Below are 15,683 nucleotides of genomic sequence, written 5' to 3'. Positions count from 1 at the left end.
CCCTCAAGGGAGAGGGGGTTGAAGAGACTTCACATACCCCACCAGCTGATCCAGCACAATCCCCCACCCTTCGTGGAAGCCCATCTGCTCATGCTGCTCACGGATGTCCTTCGTCGGATGACGCGCTATCGCCGTATAGCGGGTTTTGCCCTCGCCGACGTCTTCCAGCAGCAGGATCGCCGTCATAAACGGCTTCTCGGCCGGTTTCCAGCCTTCGGTATAACCGTCGGTAAAGACCAGCTTTTTACCGGGATCGATTTCAAGAAATACGCCCCGATTATCCATCCGCTGCCCATCCACCTCAAACACGGTGTTGAACCGCCCGCCCACGCGCAGGTCGAGGTCGCATTCGGTCACCTTATGGGGAGCAGGAATGAAGAAGTTTTTGATGTGCTCCGGCGTGGTCCAGCACAGCCACAGCAGGTCGCGCGGGGCATCCACCACGCGCTCCAGTTTTAAGTCAGTTTCAGGATCGAGCGTCACGATATTGTCCTCTTAAGGGAACCCCTTAAAGGATAGCCGGACTCAGGCGAATTTCCCTTCCGCCACCTCTTCCGGCGTGACCACACCCGTATCCAGTACCCAGCCGCTAATCAGCGAGGCAGGCGTAACGTCAAAGGCCGGGTTATAGACCCGTGCATTTTCCGGTGCCCACTGTACCGCGCCAAAGCTTCCTGCCACGCCCGTGACTTCGCTGGCGGCACGCTGCTCGATGGGGATCGCGTCCCCGTTCGGGCAGGCCGGGTCGAGCGTGGTCTGCGGCGCGGCAACGTAGAACGGAATGCCGTGGAACTTCGCCAGCACCGCCAGGGAATAGGTGCCAATCTTGTTCGCCACGTCGCCGTTGGCGGCAATACGGTCTGCGCCCACCCATACGGCGTCGACCTGCCCTTTCGCCATCAGGCTGGCGGCCATGGAATCGGTGATGAGCTGATACGGCACGCCCAGCTCGCCAAGCTCCCACGCGGTCAGTCTGCCGCCCTGCAGCAGCGGACGGGTTTCATCGACCCAGACGCTGCTGACGTTGCCCTCCTGATGCGCGCGGGCAATCACGCCCAATGCGGTGCCGACGCCCGCCGTTGCCAGCCCGCCGGTGTTGCAGTGGGTCAGCAGGCGGCTACCGGGTTTTACCAGCGCGCTGCCGGCTTTCGCAATCGCGTCGCAAAGCCGTTTGTCTTCGTCAATCAGCCGCAGCGCTTCGGCCACCAGCGCCGGAACATAATCTTCCTGCCACAGCGCAATCTTCATGCGGTCGAGATTGTTCATCAGGTTCACCGCCGTCGGGCGGGAGGCGCGCAGGGTTTCCAGCGCCGCCGCCAGCTCGTCGCGGCTTTTGCCGTTTTCCGCCAGCAGCGCCAGCAGCAGGCTTGCAGAGAGACCAATCAGCGGCGCGCCGCGCACCCGCAGGGCATGAATGTGCCCAACCAGCGCCTCTACGGTCGAGGCGTCCAGCCAGCGTTTCTCCTGCGGAAGCGCCTGCTGGTCGAGAATAAAGAGCTGATTATCCGCCACCCGCAGGCTGGTCGTCTGTAATGTCTGCATGTCGTTAATTCCCTGTTGCGTTGTTGTAGCACATTGTGTCAGGATGAAATCCAGATGTATAGACGTCCATATGTCTTTATTAGCAAACCCGTGAGGAACAGGCCATGTCGCAATACCGTACCTTTACCGCTCAGGACGCCGTGGAATATGCCAGGCAGTTTGGCGGCCTTGATGACCCATCATCGCTGGTGGAGGCGCAGGAGATAGGCGACGGCAACCTCAATCTGGTCTTTAAAATTTTCGACAGCGCGGGCGCGAGCCGCATCATCGTCAAGCAGGCGCTGCCCTACGTGCGCTGCGTCGGGGAGTCCTGGCCGCTGACGCTGGACCGCGCCCGTCTTGAAGCGCAAACGCTGGTCGAGCACTACCAGCACAGCCCGCAGCACACCGTGAAAATCCACCACTTCGACCCGGAGCTGGCGGTAATGGTGATGGAAGATCTCTCCAGCCATCGCATCTGGCGCGGCGAGCTGATCAACAACATTTACTACCCGCAGGCGGCGCAGCAGCTGGGAGAATACCTCGCGCACGCGCTGTTCCACACCAGCGATTTCTACCTGCACCCGCACGCGAAAAAAGCGCAGGTGGCGAAATTCATCAACCCGGAGATGTGCGAGATCACCGAAGATCTGTTCTTTAGCGATCCGTACCAGATCCACGAACGCAACAGCTACCCGGCCGAGCTGGAAAATGACGTTGCGGCCCTGCGCGACGACGCCCAGCTTAAAGTTGCCGTGGCTTCCCTGAAGCACCGTTTCTTTTCTCAGGCTGAAGCCCTGCTGCACGGCGATATCCACAGCGGGTCGATTTTTGTGGCCGACGGCAGCCTGAAGGCCATCGACGCAGAGTTCGGCTATTTCGGGCCGATTGGCTTTGATATCGGCACCGCCATCGGTAACCTGCTGCTGAACTTCTGCGGCCTGCCTGGGCACCTGGGCATTCGCGATGCCGCCGCCGCGCGCGAGCAGCGCCTGACCGATATTCAGGAGCTGTGGAATACCTTCGCGGAACGCTTCCAGGCGCTGGCAAACGAGAAAGCCCGCGACGCCGCGCTCGGCGCACCGGGCTATGCCTCCGCGTTTCTGAAAAAGGTCTGGCATGACGCCATCGGGTTCTGCGGCACCGAGCTGATTCGCCGCAGCGTCGGGCTTTCCCACGTGGCGGATATCGACACCATCCAGGACGAGGCCATGCGCCACGAATGCCTGCGCCACGCGATAACGCTCGGCAAGGCGCTAATCGTCATTGCCGACCGCATCGACAGCGCGGAAGAGCTGGTGGCACGGGTGCGGCAGTACAGCTGAGTGCCAGCTTTGTGCCCGGTGGCGCTGCGCTTACCGGGCCTACGATTCGAATGTAGGCCGGGTAAGGCGAAGCCGCCACCCGGCAAAAACTCACCCCAAATACTCAATCACCGATAACCCGCCGTTATAATCTGTGCTGTAAATAATTCCCTGCGCATCAACAAACACGTCGCACGACTGGATCACCTGCGGGCGATTGGGCCGCGTGTCCATCATCTTCTCCGGCGCGGCCGGCACCAGCGCCCCCGTTTCCACCGGTCGATACGGGTTCGAAATGTCATACGCACGCACGCCCGCGTTCTGATACGTCGCAAAAATCAGCGTTGAGCTGACAAAGCTCCCCGGCCGGTTCTCGTGCAGGTTGTGCGGGCCGAAATGCGCCCCTTTCGCCACGTAGTCGGTTTCATCCGGCTGCGGGAAGGTCGAGATGCTGACCGGGTTCGACGGCTCGCGGATATCAAACAGCCAGATCAGCTTTTCGCCGTCCTCCTGGTTATCCAGCACCGCTTCGTCAAGCACCACCAGCAAATCGCGATCCGGCAGCGGCAGCGCGGTGTGCGTCCCGCCGCCAAACGGCGGGCTCCAGTTGCGGTGGCTAATGAGCTTCGGCTGGATGCGGTCCTTCACGTCCAGCAGCGTCAGGCCGCCGTCGCGCCAGCTTCCGTAGGCGGTATCCCCGGCGATAATCGCGTGATGCAGCGCGTAGCGTTTTCCTTCCGGCCAGTTCGGCTTTTCCCCTTCTGCCTGGTTCATCCCCGGCAGCCACCAGCGCCCCGCCACTTCAGGTTTACGCGGGTCTGCCAGATCGATGGTCAGGAAGATATAGTCGGTAAAGCCGTCGATCAGCGCCGAGACGTACGCCCAGCGCCCGCCGACGTACCAGATGCGGTGAATGCCAATGCCGCTCAGCGACAGAAAGCCGATTTCACGCGGCCTGTCCGGCGTGGAGATATCAAAGACGCGCAGCCCGGCGCTCCAGCCTTTGTCCTGCACGTCGCTGACGGTCTCCCCCACCTGACGGGTGTAGTAGACCTTTTCGTCGGCAAAGCGGGCATCGGCAAACAGATCCCGGGCGTTGATCACCAGCAGCAGGTCGTCATGCGCCTGCAGGTGCACGTTCCAGGTGCCGGGCGGCGCGGGCACGTAGCCTGTCGTTTTCGGGTTCTTCGGGTCGCGCACGTCGACAATGGAAAAACCCTGCGACACCATATGGCCGATATAGGCGAAACCGCGGTGCACCATCAGCTGCACGCCGTCCGGGCGACCGCCCTGGTCGCTATGGCCAATCAGCCGCATATTGCGGCTGTATTCGGGTTGAGGTAATGCAGACATATTGGAGTCCTTTCGCCGGATGGCGGCTGCGCCTTATCCGGCCTACAACACCGTAGGCCCGGTAAGCGCAGCGCCACCGGGCATTATTTTGACCTGGCTTCCAGCGTCGCAAACCACGGCGCGATAAAATCTTCCGTCTGACCCCAGCCCGGAATGATTTTTCCCAGAGACGCCACGTTCACCGGGCCCGGCTGGGCGATCAGCAGCGCCTGCGGAATGGCGGCCGCTTTGAAATCGTAGGTTGCAGGCGTCGCTTCCCCGGCAATCTTGTTCGCCACCAGACGCACGTTCGTCGCGCCAATCAGCTTCGGATCCACCGCCACGCTCACCTTCCACGCGCTGCCCGGTTCGCGCATCAGCTGCAGATCCTGGTTGGAGATGTCGATGCTGTAGAGCTTGATCTCGGTGCGGCCGTTCTCTTTCAGCGCCTTATAAGCGCCCTGGCTGAAGGCGTCCCAGGTGCCCCAGATGGCGTCGATTTTGCCTTTCGGGTATTTCGCGAGGATCGCGCCCACCTTGTTGGCGGTATCACCCTGCACGTCAGACGAGACCGCACCAATAGACTCCAGCTCTTTGATGTCCGGATACTGCTTTTGCAGCGCTTTATACGCCGCCTGACGACGCTCCATCGGCGGGAAGCCCGCCACCCACAGCTTGACGATATTGGCCTTGCCGTTGAAATCTTTCGCCAGCTGGCCGAAGGAGAGGTTGGTCAGGGAGGCATCGTCCTGCTGGGTGACGGTCACGCCCGGGATCTCACCGTTAACGGCGGTATCAAATACCGAGACTTTGATCCCGGCATCCACCGCTTTCTTCACCAGCGCGGTGGAGTACGGATCGCGCCCCTGAGACAGGATAATCCCGTCATATTTCTGGCTGATCGCCTGGTTCACGAAGTCCTGGAATTTGGCATCGTCCCCGTTGCTTAAAAAGGTGCTGACCTTAAAGCCGAGCTTCTTCCCTTCCTGAATTGCCCCGGCAATAAACTGCGTGGTGTTGTCGTCTGAGCCAAGGTTACGGATCACCGCGATGCGGATCGGGCCGTCATGGTTCGCAATGGCAGCCGGAAGCGGCGCGGGCGTAGCCGCGAAGCCTGGCAGAGCCGTGAGCAACCCAAGTGCCACCAAAGAGAGTGCAATCTTTTTCATTTTTTATCCCGTTGTGTTGTCAGCGTTTTTGTATGTAGGTAATCGCCAGCGCTACCGCAAGCACCAGCCCTTTTATAATGTCCATGGCGTAATACGGCACCGAGAGCATCACCAGCCCGTTCGACAGCACGCCGAGAATGACCGCCCCGACCAGGGTTCCCAGCGCATTCGGCTTGCCTGAGCCTGCCAGCGAGAAGCCAATCCACGCCGCCGCCACCGCGTCCATCAGGTATCCGCCGCCCGCATTCACCTGCGACGAACCGATACGCGAAGCCAGCAAAATTCCGCCCAGTCCCGCCAGCAGCGAGGCGATCACGTAGGCCGCCACCTTGTAGCGCGTGGTGCGAATGCCGGAGAGACGCGCCGCTTCCGGGTTGCCGCCGATGGCGTACATCCGGCGTCCGTGAGTGGTCAAAGACAACCCCAGCTGCGCAAGGACAGTCACCGCCAGCATGACGATCACAATGGTCGGCACCTGCCCCAGCAGGCTGAACGCCGCCGGAATGGTCCCTTCCGCCATGTCGCCGCTCGGCAGCACCATGTTCTCGGTAATCGACCCGCCGTAGCTGTAGGTCATTGCCACGCCCTGGATCACAAACAGGCTGGCAAGCGTCGCGAGCATGTCCGGAATACGCAGGATGACGATCAGAAAAGCGTTAAACAGCCCCACCAGCGTGCAGAGCGCGAGGGTGATCAGAATCGACTCGGTGGTGCCGAATCCGTGCCAGACGAAAAGCGAAATCACCAGCGCGTTCGCCAGCGAGGCGGTGGATCCAACGGAGAGATCGAACCCGCCGATGGTCAATGAAATCGACACGCCAATGGCAATCACCGTCACGATGGCAATCGAGCGCAGAATATTGATGATGTTGTTCGGATCGAGGAAGCTGTCCGACGCCAGGCCAAAGACGGCCACCAGCGCGACGACGGTCAACAGCATGCCCCACCTGTAGAGAAAATCGAAAATCTGCTGGCGGCCAGACGCCGCCGCGTTCACTGAAAGGGCCTTGCTCACGACGCCGTTCCTCCGGTTGAATAATAAAGTAGTGTCTCTTCGCGGGCCTCGGCCCCGGCGATTTCCGCCACGATGCGCCCGTCCCACAGCACGCATATGCGGTCGCACAGCCCGACCAGCTCGGCAAATTCGCCCGAGGCGTAAATCACCCCTTTGCCCTCGCGCGCCAGGCCGTCAATCAGCTGGAACAGGTCGGTTTTGGCCTTCACGTCCACGCCTTTGGTCGGCTCGTCGAATATCAGCACGCTGGCGTCATTGCGCAGCCATTTGCCGATGGCGACCTTCTGCTGGTTGCCGCCGGACAGACGGCGCAGGATCTGCCCCGGCCCGCGCGCCCGAACGCCGACGCGGGCAATCACCTCTTCCGCCCAGCGCCACGCCTGACGATGGCCAAACAGGCTCCAGCGCGAAAAGCTGTTATCGGCACACACGGCAAGGTTCATACTCACCGGCTCGTCGATAAAAATGCCCTCTTTGCGGCGCTCCTCCGGCACCAGCGCCAGCCCGCGCAGCACGGAGTCGGCCGGGTCGCGCGGCTGCCAGGATTGATGATTCAACTCTCCGTTTGCCACGCGGCTTTTGCTGGCACCAAACAGCGCCTTGCAGAGTTCGGTTTTCCCTGCGCCCGCCAGCCCGGCGATGCCGAGGATTTCGCCTTTGCGCAGGTGCAGGGAGATATCTTTCAGCAGCGCGTCATCGTGAAGCCCCTCAACGCGCAGCAGCGTTTCGTCGCCGTGCGGTGGCCGCGCGGGCGGGTAGATATCGCTTAGCACGTGTCCGAGCATCTTCTCGACGATCGCTTCGCCGCTCAGATCGGCCATCGGGCCGGACTCGATCAGCTTGCCGTCGCGGAGCACCGTTAAGGTGTCGCAGATGGCCTTCAGCTCGTGAATGCGGTGGGAGATAAACACCACGCCGATGCCCTGCTGCTTTAAACGTCTCACCACCGCAAACAGGCGCTCGCTCTCGTGCGCGTCCAGCGGCGCGGTGGGTTCATCAAGAATCAAAAAACGGCAGTGGTGGGACAGCGCCCGCGCCAGCAAAATCTGCTGCTTTTCGGCCAGCGAACAGCCGTCGATGGAACGGCGAACGTCCAGCGTCACGTCGAGCTGCGCCAGCGCCTGTCTCGCCTGCTGGCGGGTCGCGCGCCAGTTGAAGCGATGCCCCGGCAGCGCCAGCTGGTCGAGCATGATGTTTTCGGCGATGCTCAACCCCGGGATCAGCGCTACGTCCACCTCCTGCTGCACGAGGTGGATCCCCAGCCGTTTGGCATCAAGCGGTTCGCGGATCGTCACCGGCTGGTTGTTAATGCTGATCTCACCCTCATAGTGGTTGTGCGTGCCGCACAGCACCGCCATCAGGGTCGATTTCCCCGCACCGTTGGCACCAGTTAGCGCATGTACGGATCCGCCGGTTAAGGTGAAATTCACGCGCGACAGCGCCTGAAAGCCGGAAAAGGCCAGGCTGATACCGCGCATCTCAAGGCGACTGGAAACCATCCGCGTAAATCCTTCATTACTCTTCTGATTTATCGAATTTTTCACAGCTCCGGTTGACTGACAACGACGGAAAAGGCATAAGATAAAGCGAAATATTATTAGCCATCCGGATGTCCAGACATAACATCGGGTTAGCGCTTGCTAAAAAAGGACAACACCATGAGCAACACTGATATCCACGTCGTGCCTGGCCCGGCGAACTACTTCTCTCACCCCGGAAGCCTTGCGCAGCTGGAAAATTTCTTTACCCCGGAACAGCTTTCCCGCGCGGTGTGGATCTACGGCGAGCGCGCTATCGAAGGCGCGCGTCCTTTCCTGCCGGAGAGCTTTAACGCGCCGGGCGCGAAGCACCTGCTGTTTAAGGGCCACTGCAGCGAGCGCGACGTCAGCCATCTGGTGAATGAATCCGGCAGCGATGCCAGCGTGGTGATTGGCGTCGGCGGCGGCGCGGTGATAGATACCGTGAAGGCCGTGGCGCGCCGCTTAGGGGTGCCGTTCGTGGGCATCCCCACCATTGCCGCCACCTGCGCGGCGTGGACTCCGCTCTCCGTCTGGTACAACGATGCCGGTCAGGCGCTGCATTTTGAGATCTTCGACGACGCCAACTTCCTGGTGCTGGTGGAGCCGCAGATCGTCCTTAACGCCCCAGCGGAATATCTGCTGGCAGGCATCGGCGATACGCTGGCGAAGTGGTACGAAGCGGTGGTGCTGGCGCCTGAGCCGGAGAACCTGCCGCTGACCGTGCGGCTCGGCATCAACAGCGCGCTGGCGATCCGCGACGTGCTGCTGACGCGCAGCGAAGAGGCGCTAGCCGACCAGCAGCGCGGTGATCAGACTCAGGCGTTCCGGGACGTGGTGGATGCGATTATTGCCGGTGGCGGGATGGTCGGCGGTCTGGGCGAACGCTATACGCGCGTGGCGGCAGCGCATGCGGTTCACAACGGCTTAACCGTGCTGCCGCAGACGGAAAAATACCTGCACGGCACCAAGGTAGCCTACGGGATTCTGGTGCAGAGCGCCCTGCTCGGTCAGGACGATGTGCTGGCGCAGCTGGTGACGGCGTACCGGCGTTTTAACCTGCCGACCACGCTTCGCGCTCTGGACGTCGACATTAATAACCGGGAAGCGCTGGATAAGGTCATTGCCCACACCCTGCGCCCGGTGGAGTCAATTCACTATCTGCCGGTTGCGCTAACGCCTGACGTTCTGCGCGCCGCGTTTGAGAAAGTAGAATCCTTCAGCCGTTAATCGCGCCGACAGGCTATACCTAATGATGATTCTTTCTACTCTTGCAACGAGGTCATCATGCAGATCGATTTAACAGGTAAAAAGGCGCTGGTTACCGGCGCCAGCCGCGGGTTGGGTCGGGCAATTGCACTCTCGCTGGCGCGCGCCGGTGCGGATGTGATTATTACGTATGAAAAATCGGCCGATAAAGCCCAGGCGGTCGCAGATGAGATTAAGGCGCTGGGACGACACAGCGAAGCCGTGCAGGCGGACAGCGCTAGCGCGCAGGCGATTCAGGATGCCGTCACCCATGCGGCGCGTTCCCTCGGCGGGCTGGACATTCTGGTTAACAACGCGGGTATCGCGCGCGGCGGCCCGCTGGAGTCCATGACGCTGGCGGACATCGACGCCCTTATCAACGTCAACATCCGCGGCGTGGTGATCGCCATTCAGGAGGCGCTGGTGCACATGTCCGACGACGGGCGCATCATCAACATCGGCAGCTGTCTGGCAAACCGCGTGGCGCAGCCGGGTATCGCCGTCTACTCGATGACCAAATCGGCCCTCAACTCCCTCACCCGCGGGCTGGCCCGTGATTTAGGGCCGCGCGGCATTACCGTTAATCTGGTCCACCCCGGCCCCACCAACAGCGATATGAACCCGGAGGACGGGGACCAGGCTGACTCTCAGCGTCAGCTTATTGCATTGGGCCACTACGGTCAGCCGGAAGACGTCGCAGCGGCGGTCACGTTTCTTGCCAGCCCGGCTGCCGGGCAGATCTCCGGTACCGGCCTGGACGTGGACGGTGGTTTGAACGCCTGATCGCATTTTTCCTGCAAGCCTCTGTCGCCCGACAGAGGCCTTCTCGAGCGCTCTCGACGATTCGCATTTTGCCGCTTTCTCCCGTTTTTTCGCCGCTCTACAGTACCCCATTAGAAATTCGGAATTTATCTAATAGCCTTATTATTTCCTTATATTTTGTGTGGGCGTACAGTGGAGGTACGGATGAAGATTGTCTGGTCCAATGGTGCAAAGAAGGCGTTTTCAAAGATTGACGAGCGGTATCAGCGTCGCATTGAGGTAAAGCTCTCCGAGCTGGATGACCGCGCGGCTCCCCGGCCCGATATCAAAAAAATATCGACGACAGAAAATCATTTCCGGCTTCGCGTAGGCGATTACCGCATCGTCTATACGCTTCGGGACGTTCCCGATGACCATTGTTATGTTTTGGCCGTCAAGCGCAGAACTTCAACGACTTACCTGCATGAGGAGAGTGCCAACTATGGCTGTACAGCTAATCAAGGACGATAACGGGAAAACGCAGTACGTCGTTATTCCCTATCACGAATATTTTCGTATGCTCTTACAGATGGCAGAAATTGACGACGAAACCGACGACGATCTGGAGGATATTGAGGTCGAACACGATAGTCTGGATGACGTGGAGTTGCCTGGAGAAGTGTGCAGCATCATGACCTGGCAGAACGTCAGCCTGCAGGCCGCGTGGCGCATCCTGCGCGGCATGTCCCAGCAGGAGGTGGCGGAGAAACTCGGCATCAGCCAGTCCGCCGTGTCACAACTGGAAGCCCTGGACTCTCGCCCACAAAAGCGCACCCGTGAAAAACTGGCAGCCATTTACGGCTGCAAGCAGGAGCAAATCAGCCTCTACTTACCGAAAGAGGGTTAACAGCACTTCGCCCCGCCCTTGCCGCCGTAGCGGGCGTCCTGGCGGTCGCGGAAAAATTCTTCATAGGTCATGGGCGTCTGGTCCGGATGGTTGACGCGCATATGCTCGACGTAGTTGTCGTAGTCCGGCACGCCAATCATCATTTTGGCGGCCTGGCCCAGGTATTTACCTGCTTTGGAGAGGGTGTCGAACATAATTCTGGTCTCACAGGAAATGTAGGCCGGGTAAGCGCTAGCGCCACCCGGCACACAGGTTAATGCGCCCCTTTGGCCTGGGTGACAATCTCTTCCAGGTTTTCAGGCATTGGCTCGTAAGGTGTCTCTTTCGCCGTTGGCTTGTCGACTTTCAACGCCGCCAGCGCGGTTTTCAGAGAATACAACGCCAGCACCACGACCACCACCATAAAGAAGATAGTCAGCCCGGCGTCCAGACGGTTGTTAAACACCAGTTGCGACAGCTGCGACTCGGTGTACTGCGCCGGGATCTTACCGCTGTCGATCATCGCCTGGAACTTGTTGGCGATTGCCAGGAAGCCCACCTTGTTGTCCGGGCTGAAGGCTTTCTGCCAGCCTGCCGTCAGGGTACAAATCAGCAGCCATGCGGTTGGCACTAATGCCACCCAGGCGTAACGCTGGCGCTTCATCTTGAACAGCACCACCGCGCAGAGCATCAGCGCCATGCCTGCCAGCATCTGGTTGGCGATACCAAACAGCGGCCACAGGGTGTTAATCCCACCCAGCGGGTCGACCACGCCCTGGTGCAGGAAGTAGCCCCACGCCAGCACGCACAGCGCCGTCGCCAGCAGGTTAGCCGGGAGCGAATCGGTACGCTTCAGGTTCGGGGAGATTACCCCCAGCAGGTCCTGCAGCATAAAGCGCGCCGCACGGGTTCCCGCATCCACCGCCGTCAGGATAAACAGCGCCTCGAACAGGATGGCGAAGTGATACCAGAACGACACGTCCATCAGCCCGCCCAGCGCGCCGTGAAGAATATACGCCATGCCGACCGCGAGCGTCGGCGCTCCGCCCGCACGGGAGATAATCGACTGCTCGCCCACTTCACTGGCGATGCTCGTCAACGTATCAGGGGTAATCGCAAAGCCCCAGCCGCTCACCACCTGTGCGGCGGACGCCACCACGTCAACGGTGCCGGCCGGTGCCAGCACCGCCATCGGGCTGTTCATCGCGAAGTACACGCCCGGATCGATAATGCAGGCCGAGACCAGCGCCATGATGGCGACAAAGGATTCCATCAGCATGCCGCCGTAGCCAATCAGGCAGGCCTGATTTTCATTCGCCAGCATCTTCGGCGTGGTGCCGGAGGCAATCAGCGCGTGGAAGCCAGACACCGCACCGCAGGCGATGGTGATAAACAGGAACGGGAACAGGTTACCGGTCCAGACCGGGCCGGTGCCGTCAATAAATTTGGTCAGCGCAGGCATGGTCAGGGTCGGGCGCATAATCAGAATGCCGATGGCCAGCCCGACGATGGTACCGATTTTCAGGAAGGTGGAGAGGTAGTCACGCGGAGCGAGCAGCAGCCACACCGGCAGCACCGCCGCCACAAAGCCGTAGCCCACCAGCATCCAGGTCAGCTGCACGCCGGTAAAGTCGAAGAACGGTGCCCAGGTTGGGCTTTCCGCCACCCAGCCGCCGGAGATAATGGCGAACACCAGGAACACCAGACCAATCACCGACACTTCACCAATGCGCCCCGGGCGCAGATAGCGAATGTAGATCCCCATAAACAGCGCCAGCGGAATGGTGAAGGCAACGGTGTACGTCCCCCACGGGCTGTGGGTCAGCGCTTTCACCACGATCATCGCCAGCACCGCGAGGATGATCACCATGATCATAAAGGTCGCCACCAGCGCAATCACCCCGGCGGTTGCCCCCATCTCCTCTTTCACCAGCTCGCCCAGCGAACGACCGTCGCGGCGGGTGGAGACGAACAGCACCATAAAGTCCTGCACCGCCCCCGCCAGCACCACGCCCGCGAGGATCCAGATCATCCCCGGCAGGTAGCCCATCTGCGCCGCCAGCACCGGCCCCACCAGCGGGCCCGCGCCGGCAATCGCCGCGAAGTGGTGGCCAAACAGCACCTTTTTGTCGGTCGGCACGTAGTCCAGCCCGTCGTTATGGCGGACGGCAGGCGTCATGCGCGTCGCATCAACCCCTAATACGTTCTTCGCGATATAGCGGCCATAAAAACGGTACGCGATCAGATAAATGCAGACGGAGGCGACGACGATCCAGAGCGCATTGATCTGTTCCCCCCGGTTGAGGGCGATATAGCCCAGGGCAAAGGCTCCCACAACGGAGAGCCCTGCCCATGTAAGGTATTTCCCTGAGTTGTTCATAGTGGTTATCCGTTGTTGTGAAACAGTGAGATGTTACATTTTGTTTCTAGAACAACCGGAAAAATTTAACAACTTTGAAACGCAATAATGCGTGGTCAAACCAGACATTTACACCACATTGTTAAGCCGATCACTTTCGTGACGTCCTCGGTCACACTTTTGCCTTTTTCATCCCTGCGCCGCCTTACGGAATGATTTGTATCATTTTTTTTGCTCATAACCTCGCCAGAATGATCCTGCGCAATCGCGTACATACAAGGAAAAGGATATGAACAGTTCTGTACCTCAGGATCATAAGGTCGGGCCGGGCGCGTACTTCGCCCTGGCGTTTGCAGCCGTTTTCTTCTCCGGCCTGTTAGGCGGAAAAGAGTGGTACGGCGTCTTTGATTTCACCACCCTCAACGGCGCGTTTGGCAAAGTGGTCAGTAAAGCCAGTCTGGATGACGGTACGTTAACCACAGCCAGCAGCGCCTTTCGCGGCACCGGCGGCAGCGGCGCGATGGACGGGTTTCTCTTCGCGCTCGGTTTAATTCCCGCGGTGATGTTCGCGCTGGGGATGATCAACGTGCTGGAACACTATGGCGCGCTGCGTGCCGCCCGCAAACTCTTAACCCCTCTGCTGCGCCCGCTACTGGGCATTCCCGGCACCACCGGGCTGGCGCTGATTGGCAGCCTGCAAAGCACCGACGTGGGCGCGTCGCTGACCCGTAATCTGTCAGACGAAGGGCAAATCAGCGAAAAAGAGAAAGACGTTTTCGCCATGTTCCAGTTCTCCGCCGGGGCGATGATCACCAACTTTTTCTCTTCCGGGGCGATCCTCTTCACGCTGGTCGCCGTTGACGGCACGGCGGCGGTTCCCACGTCCATCGGAGCCTGTATCGCCGTCATGTTCATCATGAAAATCGTGGGCGCAAATCTGCTGCGATTAATCCTGTCCTTCACCCATAAAGGAGACGCCGCATGAGTGCCCCACAGTCTAACCCCGTGATTACCGATGTCTTCGTCGAAGGCGCGCGCAAAGGCTGGAGCATTGCCACCAGCAGCACCCTGCCCAACGTGGTGATGGCGTTTATCATCATCAAAGCGCTGGAAATTACCGGTGCCCTGAAAGGGCTGGGCATGATCTTCTCACCGCTGATGGGCCTGTTCGGCCTGCCGGGTGAGGCCGCCGCCGTGCTGATTGGCGGCTGGATGTCGATGGGCGGCGGGATAGGCGTCGCCATCGGCCTGTTTGATAAAGGCATTATCACTGGCGAGCATCTGGCGATCCTGGCACCCGCCATCTACCTGATGGGCTCGCAGGTGCAGTATCTGGGCCGCATTCTGGGCGTGATCGGCACCCGCGCCAAACGTATCCCGCTGATGATCGCCATCTCGGTAGTCAACGCGTTTTTAGCCATGCTGCTGATGCGCATTATTCTCTGAACAGGACGTGAACATGAATCTTGACCACTATATTGAAGAGCTGAAATCCCTGGTGAACGTAGACTGCGGCACCCAGACTATTGCGGGCGTTGCCGCCGTGGCAGGCATCATACAGCAGCTCTGGCAGCGCGAAGGCTGGCACACCGAGCAGGTTAATCTGGGCGATAAGGTGGGCCCCGGCGTATTCGTCAGCAACAAACCGCAGGCCGAACGCTTTGACGTGCTGCTGGTCGGGCACCTGGATACCGTATTTGCCCCCGGCACCGTCGCCGAGCGCCCGATGAGCGAGGACGATACCCGCCTGTACGGCCCCGGCGTCTCGGATATGAAGAGCGGACTTCTGAATATTTTGTGGGCGATGCGCGGGCTCGACGCCGCAGACAACGATCGTCTCGCGATTGCCGTCGCGATGAACCCGGACGAAGAGACCGGCTCGGTGCATTCCCACGAGTGGATTGGTGAGCTGGCTAAGCGTTCCCGCTGCGTGCTGGTCTGCGAAGCCGCCCGCGCCGACGGCTCGCTGGTAAAAGCGCGTAAAGGCATGGCGGGCTATCACCTCACCTTCAGCGGCGTGGCGGCACACGCGGGCAACGACCCGGAGAAAGGTCGTTCGGCAATTACTGCCCTCGCCAACAGCATCATCGCGATTAATGCGCTAACCGACTGGGATCGCGGCACCACGCTCAACGTCGGGGTGATTCACGGCGGCAGCGCGGCCAACGTGGTCGCGGACAGCGCCGTGGCAGAACTGGACGTTCGCTTCTGGGAAAACGACGAGTACGACCGGGTGAATCAGGCGCTGGAGGCGTTATGTGAAAAAGGCTTTTTAGACGGCGTGACCACTACGCTTGCGCGGGTGAATCACAAACCGGCGATGGCAACCAGTAAAGCGACTCAGGCCCTGATGCAGCAGGTTGAAGCGGCAGGAAAAGCGGAGGGTATCGACATTACCTGGCAGGCGGTCGGCGGCGGCAGCGACGCCAACCACACCGCCGCGCTGGGCATCCCGACGCTCGACGGCCTGGGGCCGATTGGCGCCGGGTTCCACAGCCCTGCGGAATGGCTGGATAAAGCGTCGATTGTCCCGCGAATTCGTCTGTTAAAGCGGGTGGTATCGATGCTGTAAACATTGCCCGGTGGCGCTT

General features: G+C 60.3%; 16 protein-coding genes. 8 read left to right on the top strand and 8 right to left on the bottom strand.

The annotated features are described in order from the left end of the window. Positions 1 to 3 precede the first annotated feature (3 nt). On the bottom strand, positions 4 to 483 hold the full coding sequence (locus HV355_RS23800; RefSeq protein ID WP_126815852.1) for an SRPBCC family protein: 480 nt from the start codon (positions 481 to 483) through the stop codon (positions 4 to 6). Between the two features lie 42 nt (positions 484 to 525). Further along, positions 526 to 1,542: an S-methyl-5-thioribose-1-phosphate isomerase gene (mtnA, locus tag HV355_RS23795; protein ID WP_182403835.1), complete on the bottom strand. Its 1,017-nt coding sequence runs from the start codon at positions 1,540 to 1,542 to the stop codon at positions 526 to 528. 104 nt (positions 1,543 to 1,646) lie between these two features. On the opposite strand from mtnA, the gene mtnK reads away from it, so the two are divergent. Continuing rightward, positions 1,647 to 2,846 (top strand): S-methyl-5-thioribose kinase, encoded by a 1,200-nt coding sequence (mtnK, locus tag HV355_RS23790; RefSeq protein WP_182403833.1) that lies wholly within the window; start codon positions 1,647 to 1,649, stop codon positions 2,844 to 2,846. 90 nt (positions 2,847 to 2,936) lie between these two features. Here mtnK and HV355_RS23785 read toward each other — a convergent pair whose 3' ends face one another. The 4 genes from HV355_RS23785 to HV355_RS23770 all read right to left on the bottom strand — a co-directional run bounded on the left by HV355_RS23785 (position 2,937) and on the right by HV355_RS23770 (position 7,840). Next, complete coding sequence (locus HV355_RS23785; protein WP_182403831.1) at positions 2,937 to 4,178, bottom strand: LVIVD repeat-containing protein; 1,242 nt, start codon at positions 4,176 to 4,178, stop codon at positions 2,937 to 2,939. A gap of 83 nt (positions 4,179 to 4,261) precedes the next feature. Further along, complete coding sequence (locus HV355_RS23780; RefSeq protein ID WP_182403829.1) at positions 4,262 to 5,326, bottom strand: sugar ABC transporter substrate-binding protein; 1,065 nt, start codon at positions 5,324 to 5,326, stop codon at positions 4,262 to 4,264. A 19-nt stretch (positions 5,327 to 5,345) separates the two neighbouring features. Next, the gene (locus tag HV355_RS23775; RefSeq protein ID WP_182403827.1) at positions 5,346 to 6,341 is read right to left on the bottom strand and encodes an ABC transporter permease; all 996 of its coding nucleotides are present in this window, start codon (positions 6,339 to 6,341) and stop codon (positions 5,346 to 5,348) included. Further along, positions 6,338 to 7,840: a sugar ABC transporter ATP-binding protein gene (locus tag HV355_RS23770; RefSeq protein ID WP_174340535.1), complete on the bottom strand. Its 1,503-nt coding sequence runs from the start codon at positions 7,838 to 7,840 to the stop codon at positions 6,338 to 6,340. Before HV355_RS23770 ends, HV355_RS23775 begins: the two co-directional genes overlap by 4 nt. A 159-nt stretch (positions 7,841 to 7,999) precedes the next feature. On the opposite strand from HV355_RS23770, the gene HV355_RS23765 reads away from it, so the two are divergent. The 4 genes from HV355_RS23765 (at position 8,000) to HV355_RS23750 (ending at position 10,754) form a co-directional block, all read left to right on the top strand. Continuing rightward, a complete protein-coding gene (locus HV355_RS23765; RefSeq protein ID WP_182403825.1) occupies positions 8,000 to 9,088 on the top strand; it encodes an oxidoreductase in 1,089 nt (362 codons plus the stop codon). Positions 9,089 to 9,145: 57 nt separating this feature from the next. Continuing rightward, the gene (locus HV355_RS23760) at positions 9,146 to 9,889 is read left to right on the top strand and encodes a 3-oxoacyl-ACP reductase family protein (protein WP_182403824.1); all 744 of its coding nucleotides are present in this window, start codon (positions 9,146 to 9,148) and stop codon (positions 9,887 to 9,889) included. A 183-nt stretch (positions 9,890 to 10,072) separates the two neighbouring features. Further along, positions 10,073 to 10,378 (top strand): type II toxin-antitoxin system RelE/ParE family toxin, encoded by a 306-nt coding sequence (locus HV355_RS23755; protein WP_182403822.1) that lies wholly within the window; start codon positions 10,073 to 10,075, stop codon positions 10,376 to 10,378. Further along, positions 10,350 to 10,754 carry a helix-turn-helix transcriptional regulator gene (locus HV355_RS23750; RefSeq protein ID WP_010428455.1) on the top strand — a complete coding sequence of 135 codons (405 nt, stop codon included), beginning with the start codon at positions 10,350 to 10,352 and terminating at the stop codon, positions 10,752 to 10,754. Before HV355_RS23755 ends, HV355_RS23750 begins: the two co-directional genes overlap by 29 nt. Here HV355_RS23750 and HV355_RS23745 read toward each other — a convergent pair. After that, complete coding sequence (locus tag HV355_RS23745) at positions 10,751 to 10,948, bottom strand: YbdD/YjiX family protein (protein ID WP_006809671.1); 198 nt, start codon at positions 10,946 to 10,948, stop codon at positions 10,751 to 10,753. The genes HV355_RS23750 and HV355_RS23745 overlap by 4 nt on opposite strands. Positions 10,949 to 11,007: 59 nt before the next feature. After that, positions 11,008 to 13,113: a pyruvate/proton symporter CstA gene (gene cstA, locus HV355_RS23740; RefSeq protein ID WP_182403820.1), complete on the bottom strand. Its 2,106-nt coding sequence runs from the start codon at positions 13,111 to 13,113 to the stop codon at positions 11,008 to 11,010. 268 nt (positions 13,114 to 13,381) lie between these two features. Here cstA and HV355_RS23735 point away from each other — a divergent pair, with 268 nt between their 5' ends. The 3 genes from HV355_RS23735 to HV355_RS23725 are packed head-to-tail and all read left to right on the top strand — an operon-like array spanning position 13,382 to position 15,664. Continuing rightward, on the top strand, positions 13,382 to 14,077 hold the full coding sequence (locus HV355_RS23735; RefSeq protein WP_108415826.1) for a nucleoside recognition domain-containing protein: 696 nt from the start codon (positions 13,382 to 13,384) through the stop codon (positions 14,075 to 14,077). Further along, positions 14,074 to 14,538 carry a YjiG family protein gene (locus tag HV355_RS23730; RefSeq protein WP_108415825.1) on the top strand — a complete coding sequence of 155 codons (465 nt, stop codon included), beginning with the start codon at positions 14,074 to 14,076 and terminating at the stop codon, positions 14,536 to 14,538. Before HV355_RS23735 ends, HV355_RS23730 begins: the two co-directional genes overlap by 4 nt. 13 nt (positions 14,539 to 14,551) lie before the next feature. Further along, positions 14,552 to 15,664: a M20 family metallopeptidase gene (locus HV355_RS23725; RefSeq protein WP_182403818.1), complete on the top strand. Its 1,113-nt coding sequence runs from the start codon at positions 14,552 to 14,554 to the stop codon at positions 15,662 to 15,664. Positions 15,665 to 15,683: the final 19 nt, after the last annotated feature.

It is taken from the genome of Enterobacter sp. RHBSTW-01064 (assembly GCF_014103035.1).
GTDB classification, from domain to species: domain Bacteria; phylum Pseudomonadota; class Gammaproteobacteria; order Enterobacterales; family Enterobacteriaceae; genus Enterobacter; species Enterobacter mori.
Note: the sequence above shows the minus strand (reverse complement) of the source record. Positions and strands in the feature narration are given on the sequence as shown.

What these genes read in the sequence shown, in the direction of transcription:
- HV355_RS23725 (WP_182403818.1), top strand. Translation starts at nt 14,552, where the DNA reads ATGAATCTTGACCACTATATTGAAGAGCTGAAATCCCTGGTGAACGTA.
- HV355_RS23765 (WP_182403825.1), top strand. Translation starts at nt 8,000, where the DNA reads ATGAGCAACACTGATATCCACGTCGTGCCTGGCCCGGCGAACTACTTC.
- mtnA (WP_182403835.1), bottom strand. Translation starts at nt 1,542, where the DNA reads ATGCAGACATTACAGACGACCAGCCTGCGGGTGGCGGATAATCAGCTC.
- HV355_RS23760 (WP_182403824.1), top strand. Translation starts at nt 9,146, where the DNA reads ATGCAGATCGATTTAACAGGTAAAAAGGCGCTGGTTACCGGCGCCAGC.
- HV355_RS23780 (WP_182403829.1), bottom strand. Translation starts at nt 5,326, where the DNA reads ATGAAAAAGATTGCACTCTCTTTGGTGGCACTTGGGTTGCTCACGGCT.
- HV355_RS23755 (WP_182403822.1), top strand. Translation starts at nt 10,073, where the DNA reads ATGAAGATTGTCTGGTCCAATGGTGCAAAGAAGGCGTTTTCAAAGATT.
- HV355_RS23730 (WP_108415825.1), top strand. Translation starts at nt 14,074, where the DNA reads ATGAGTGCCCCACAGTCTAACCCCGTGATTACCGATGTCTTCGTCGAA.
- HV355_RS23785 (WP_182403831.1), bottom strand. Translation starts at nt 4,178, where the DNA reads ATGTCTGCATTACCTCAACCCGAATACAGCCGCAATATGCGGCTGATT.
- cstA (WP_182403820.1), bottom strand. Translation starts at nt 13,113, where the DNA reads ATGAACAACTCAGGGAAATACCTTACATGGGCAGGGCTCTCCGTTGTG.
- HV355_RS23750 (WP_010428455.1), top strand. Translation starts at nt 10,350, where the DNA reads ATGGCTGTACAGCTAATCAAGGACGATAACGGGAAAACGCAGTACGTC.
- mtnK (WP_182403833.1), top strand. Translation starts at nt 1,647, where the DNA reads ATGTCGCAATACCGTACCTTTACCGCTCAGGACGCCGTGGAATATGCC.
- HV355_RS23745 (WP_006809671.1), bottom strand. Translation starts at nt 10,948, where the DNA reads ATGTTCGACACCCTCTCCAAAGCAGGTAAATACCTGGGCCAGGCCGCC.
- HV355_RS23735 (WP_108415826.1), top strand. Translation starts at nt 13,382, where the DNA reads ATGAACAGTTCTGTACCTCAGGATCATAAGGTCGGGCCGGGCGCGTAC.
- HV355_RS23770 (WP_174340535.1), bottom strand. Translation starts at nt 7,840, where the DNA reads ATGGTTTCCAGTCGCCTTGAGATGCGCGGTATCAGCCTGGCCTTTTCC.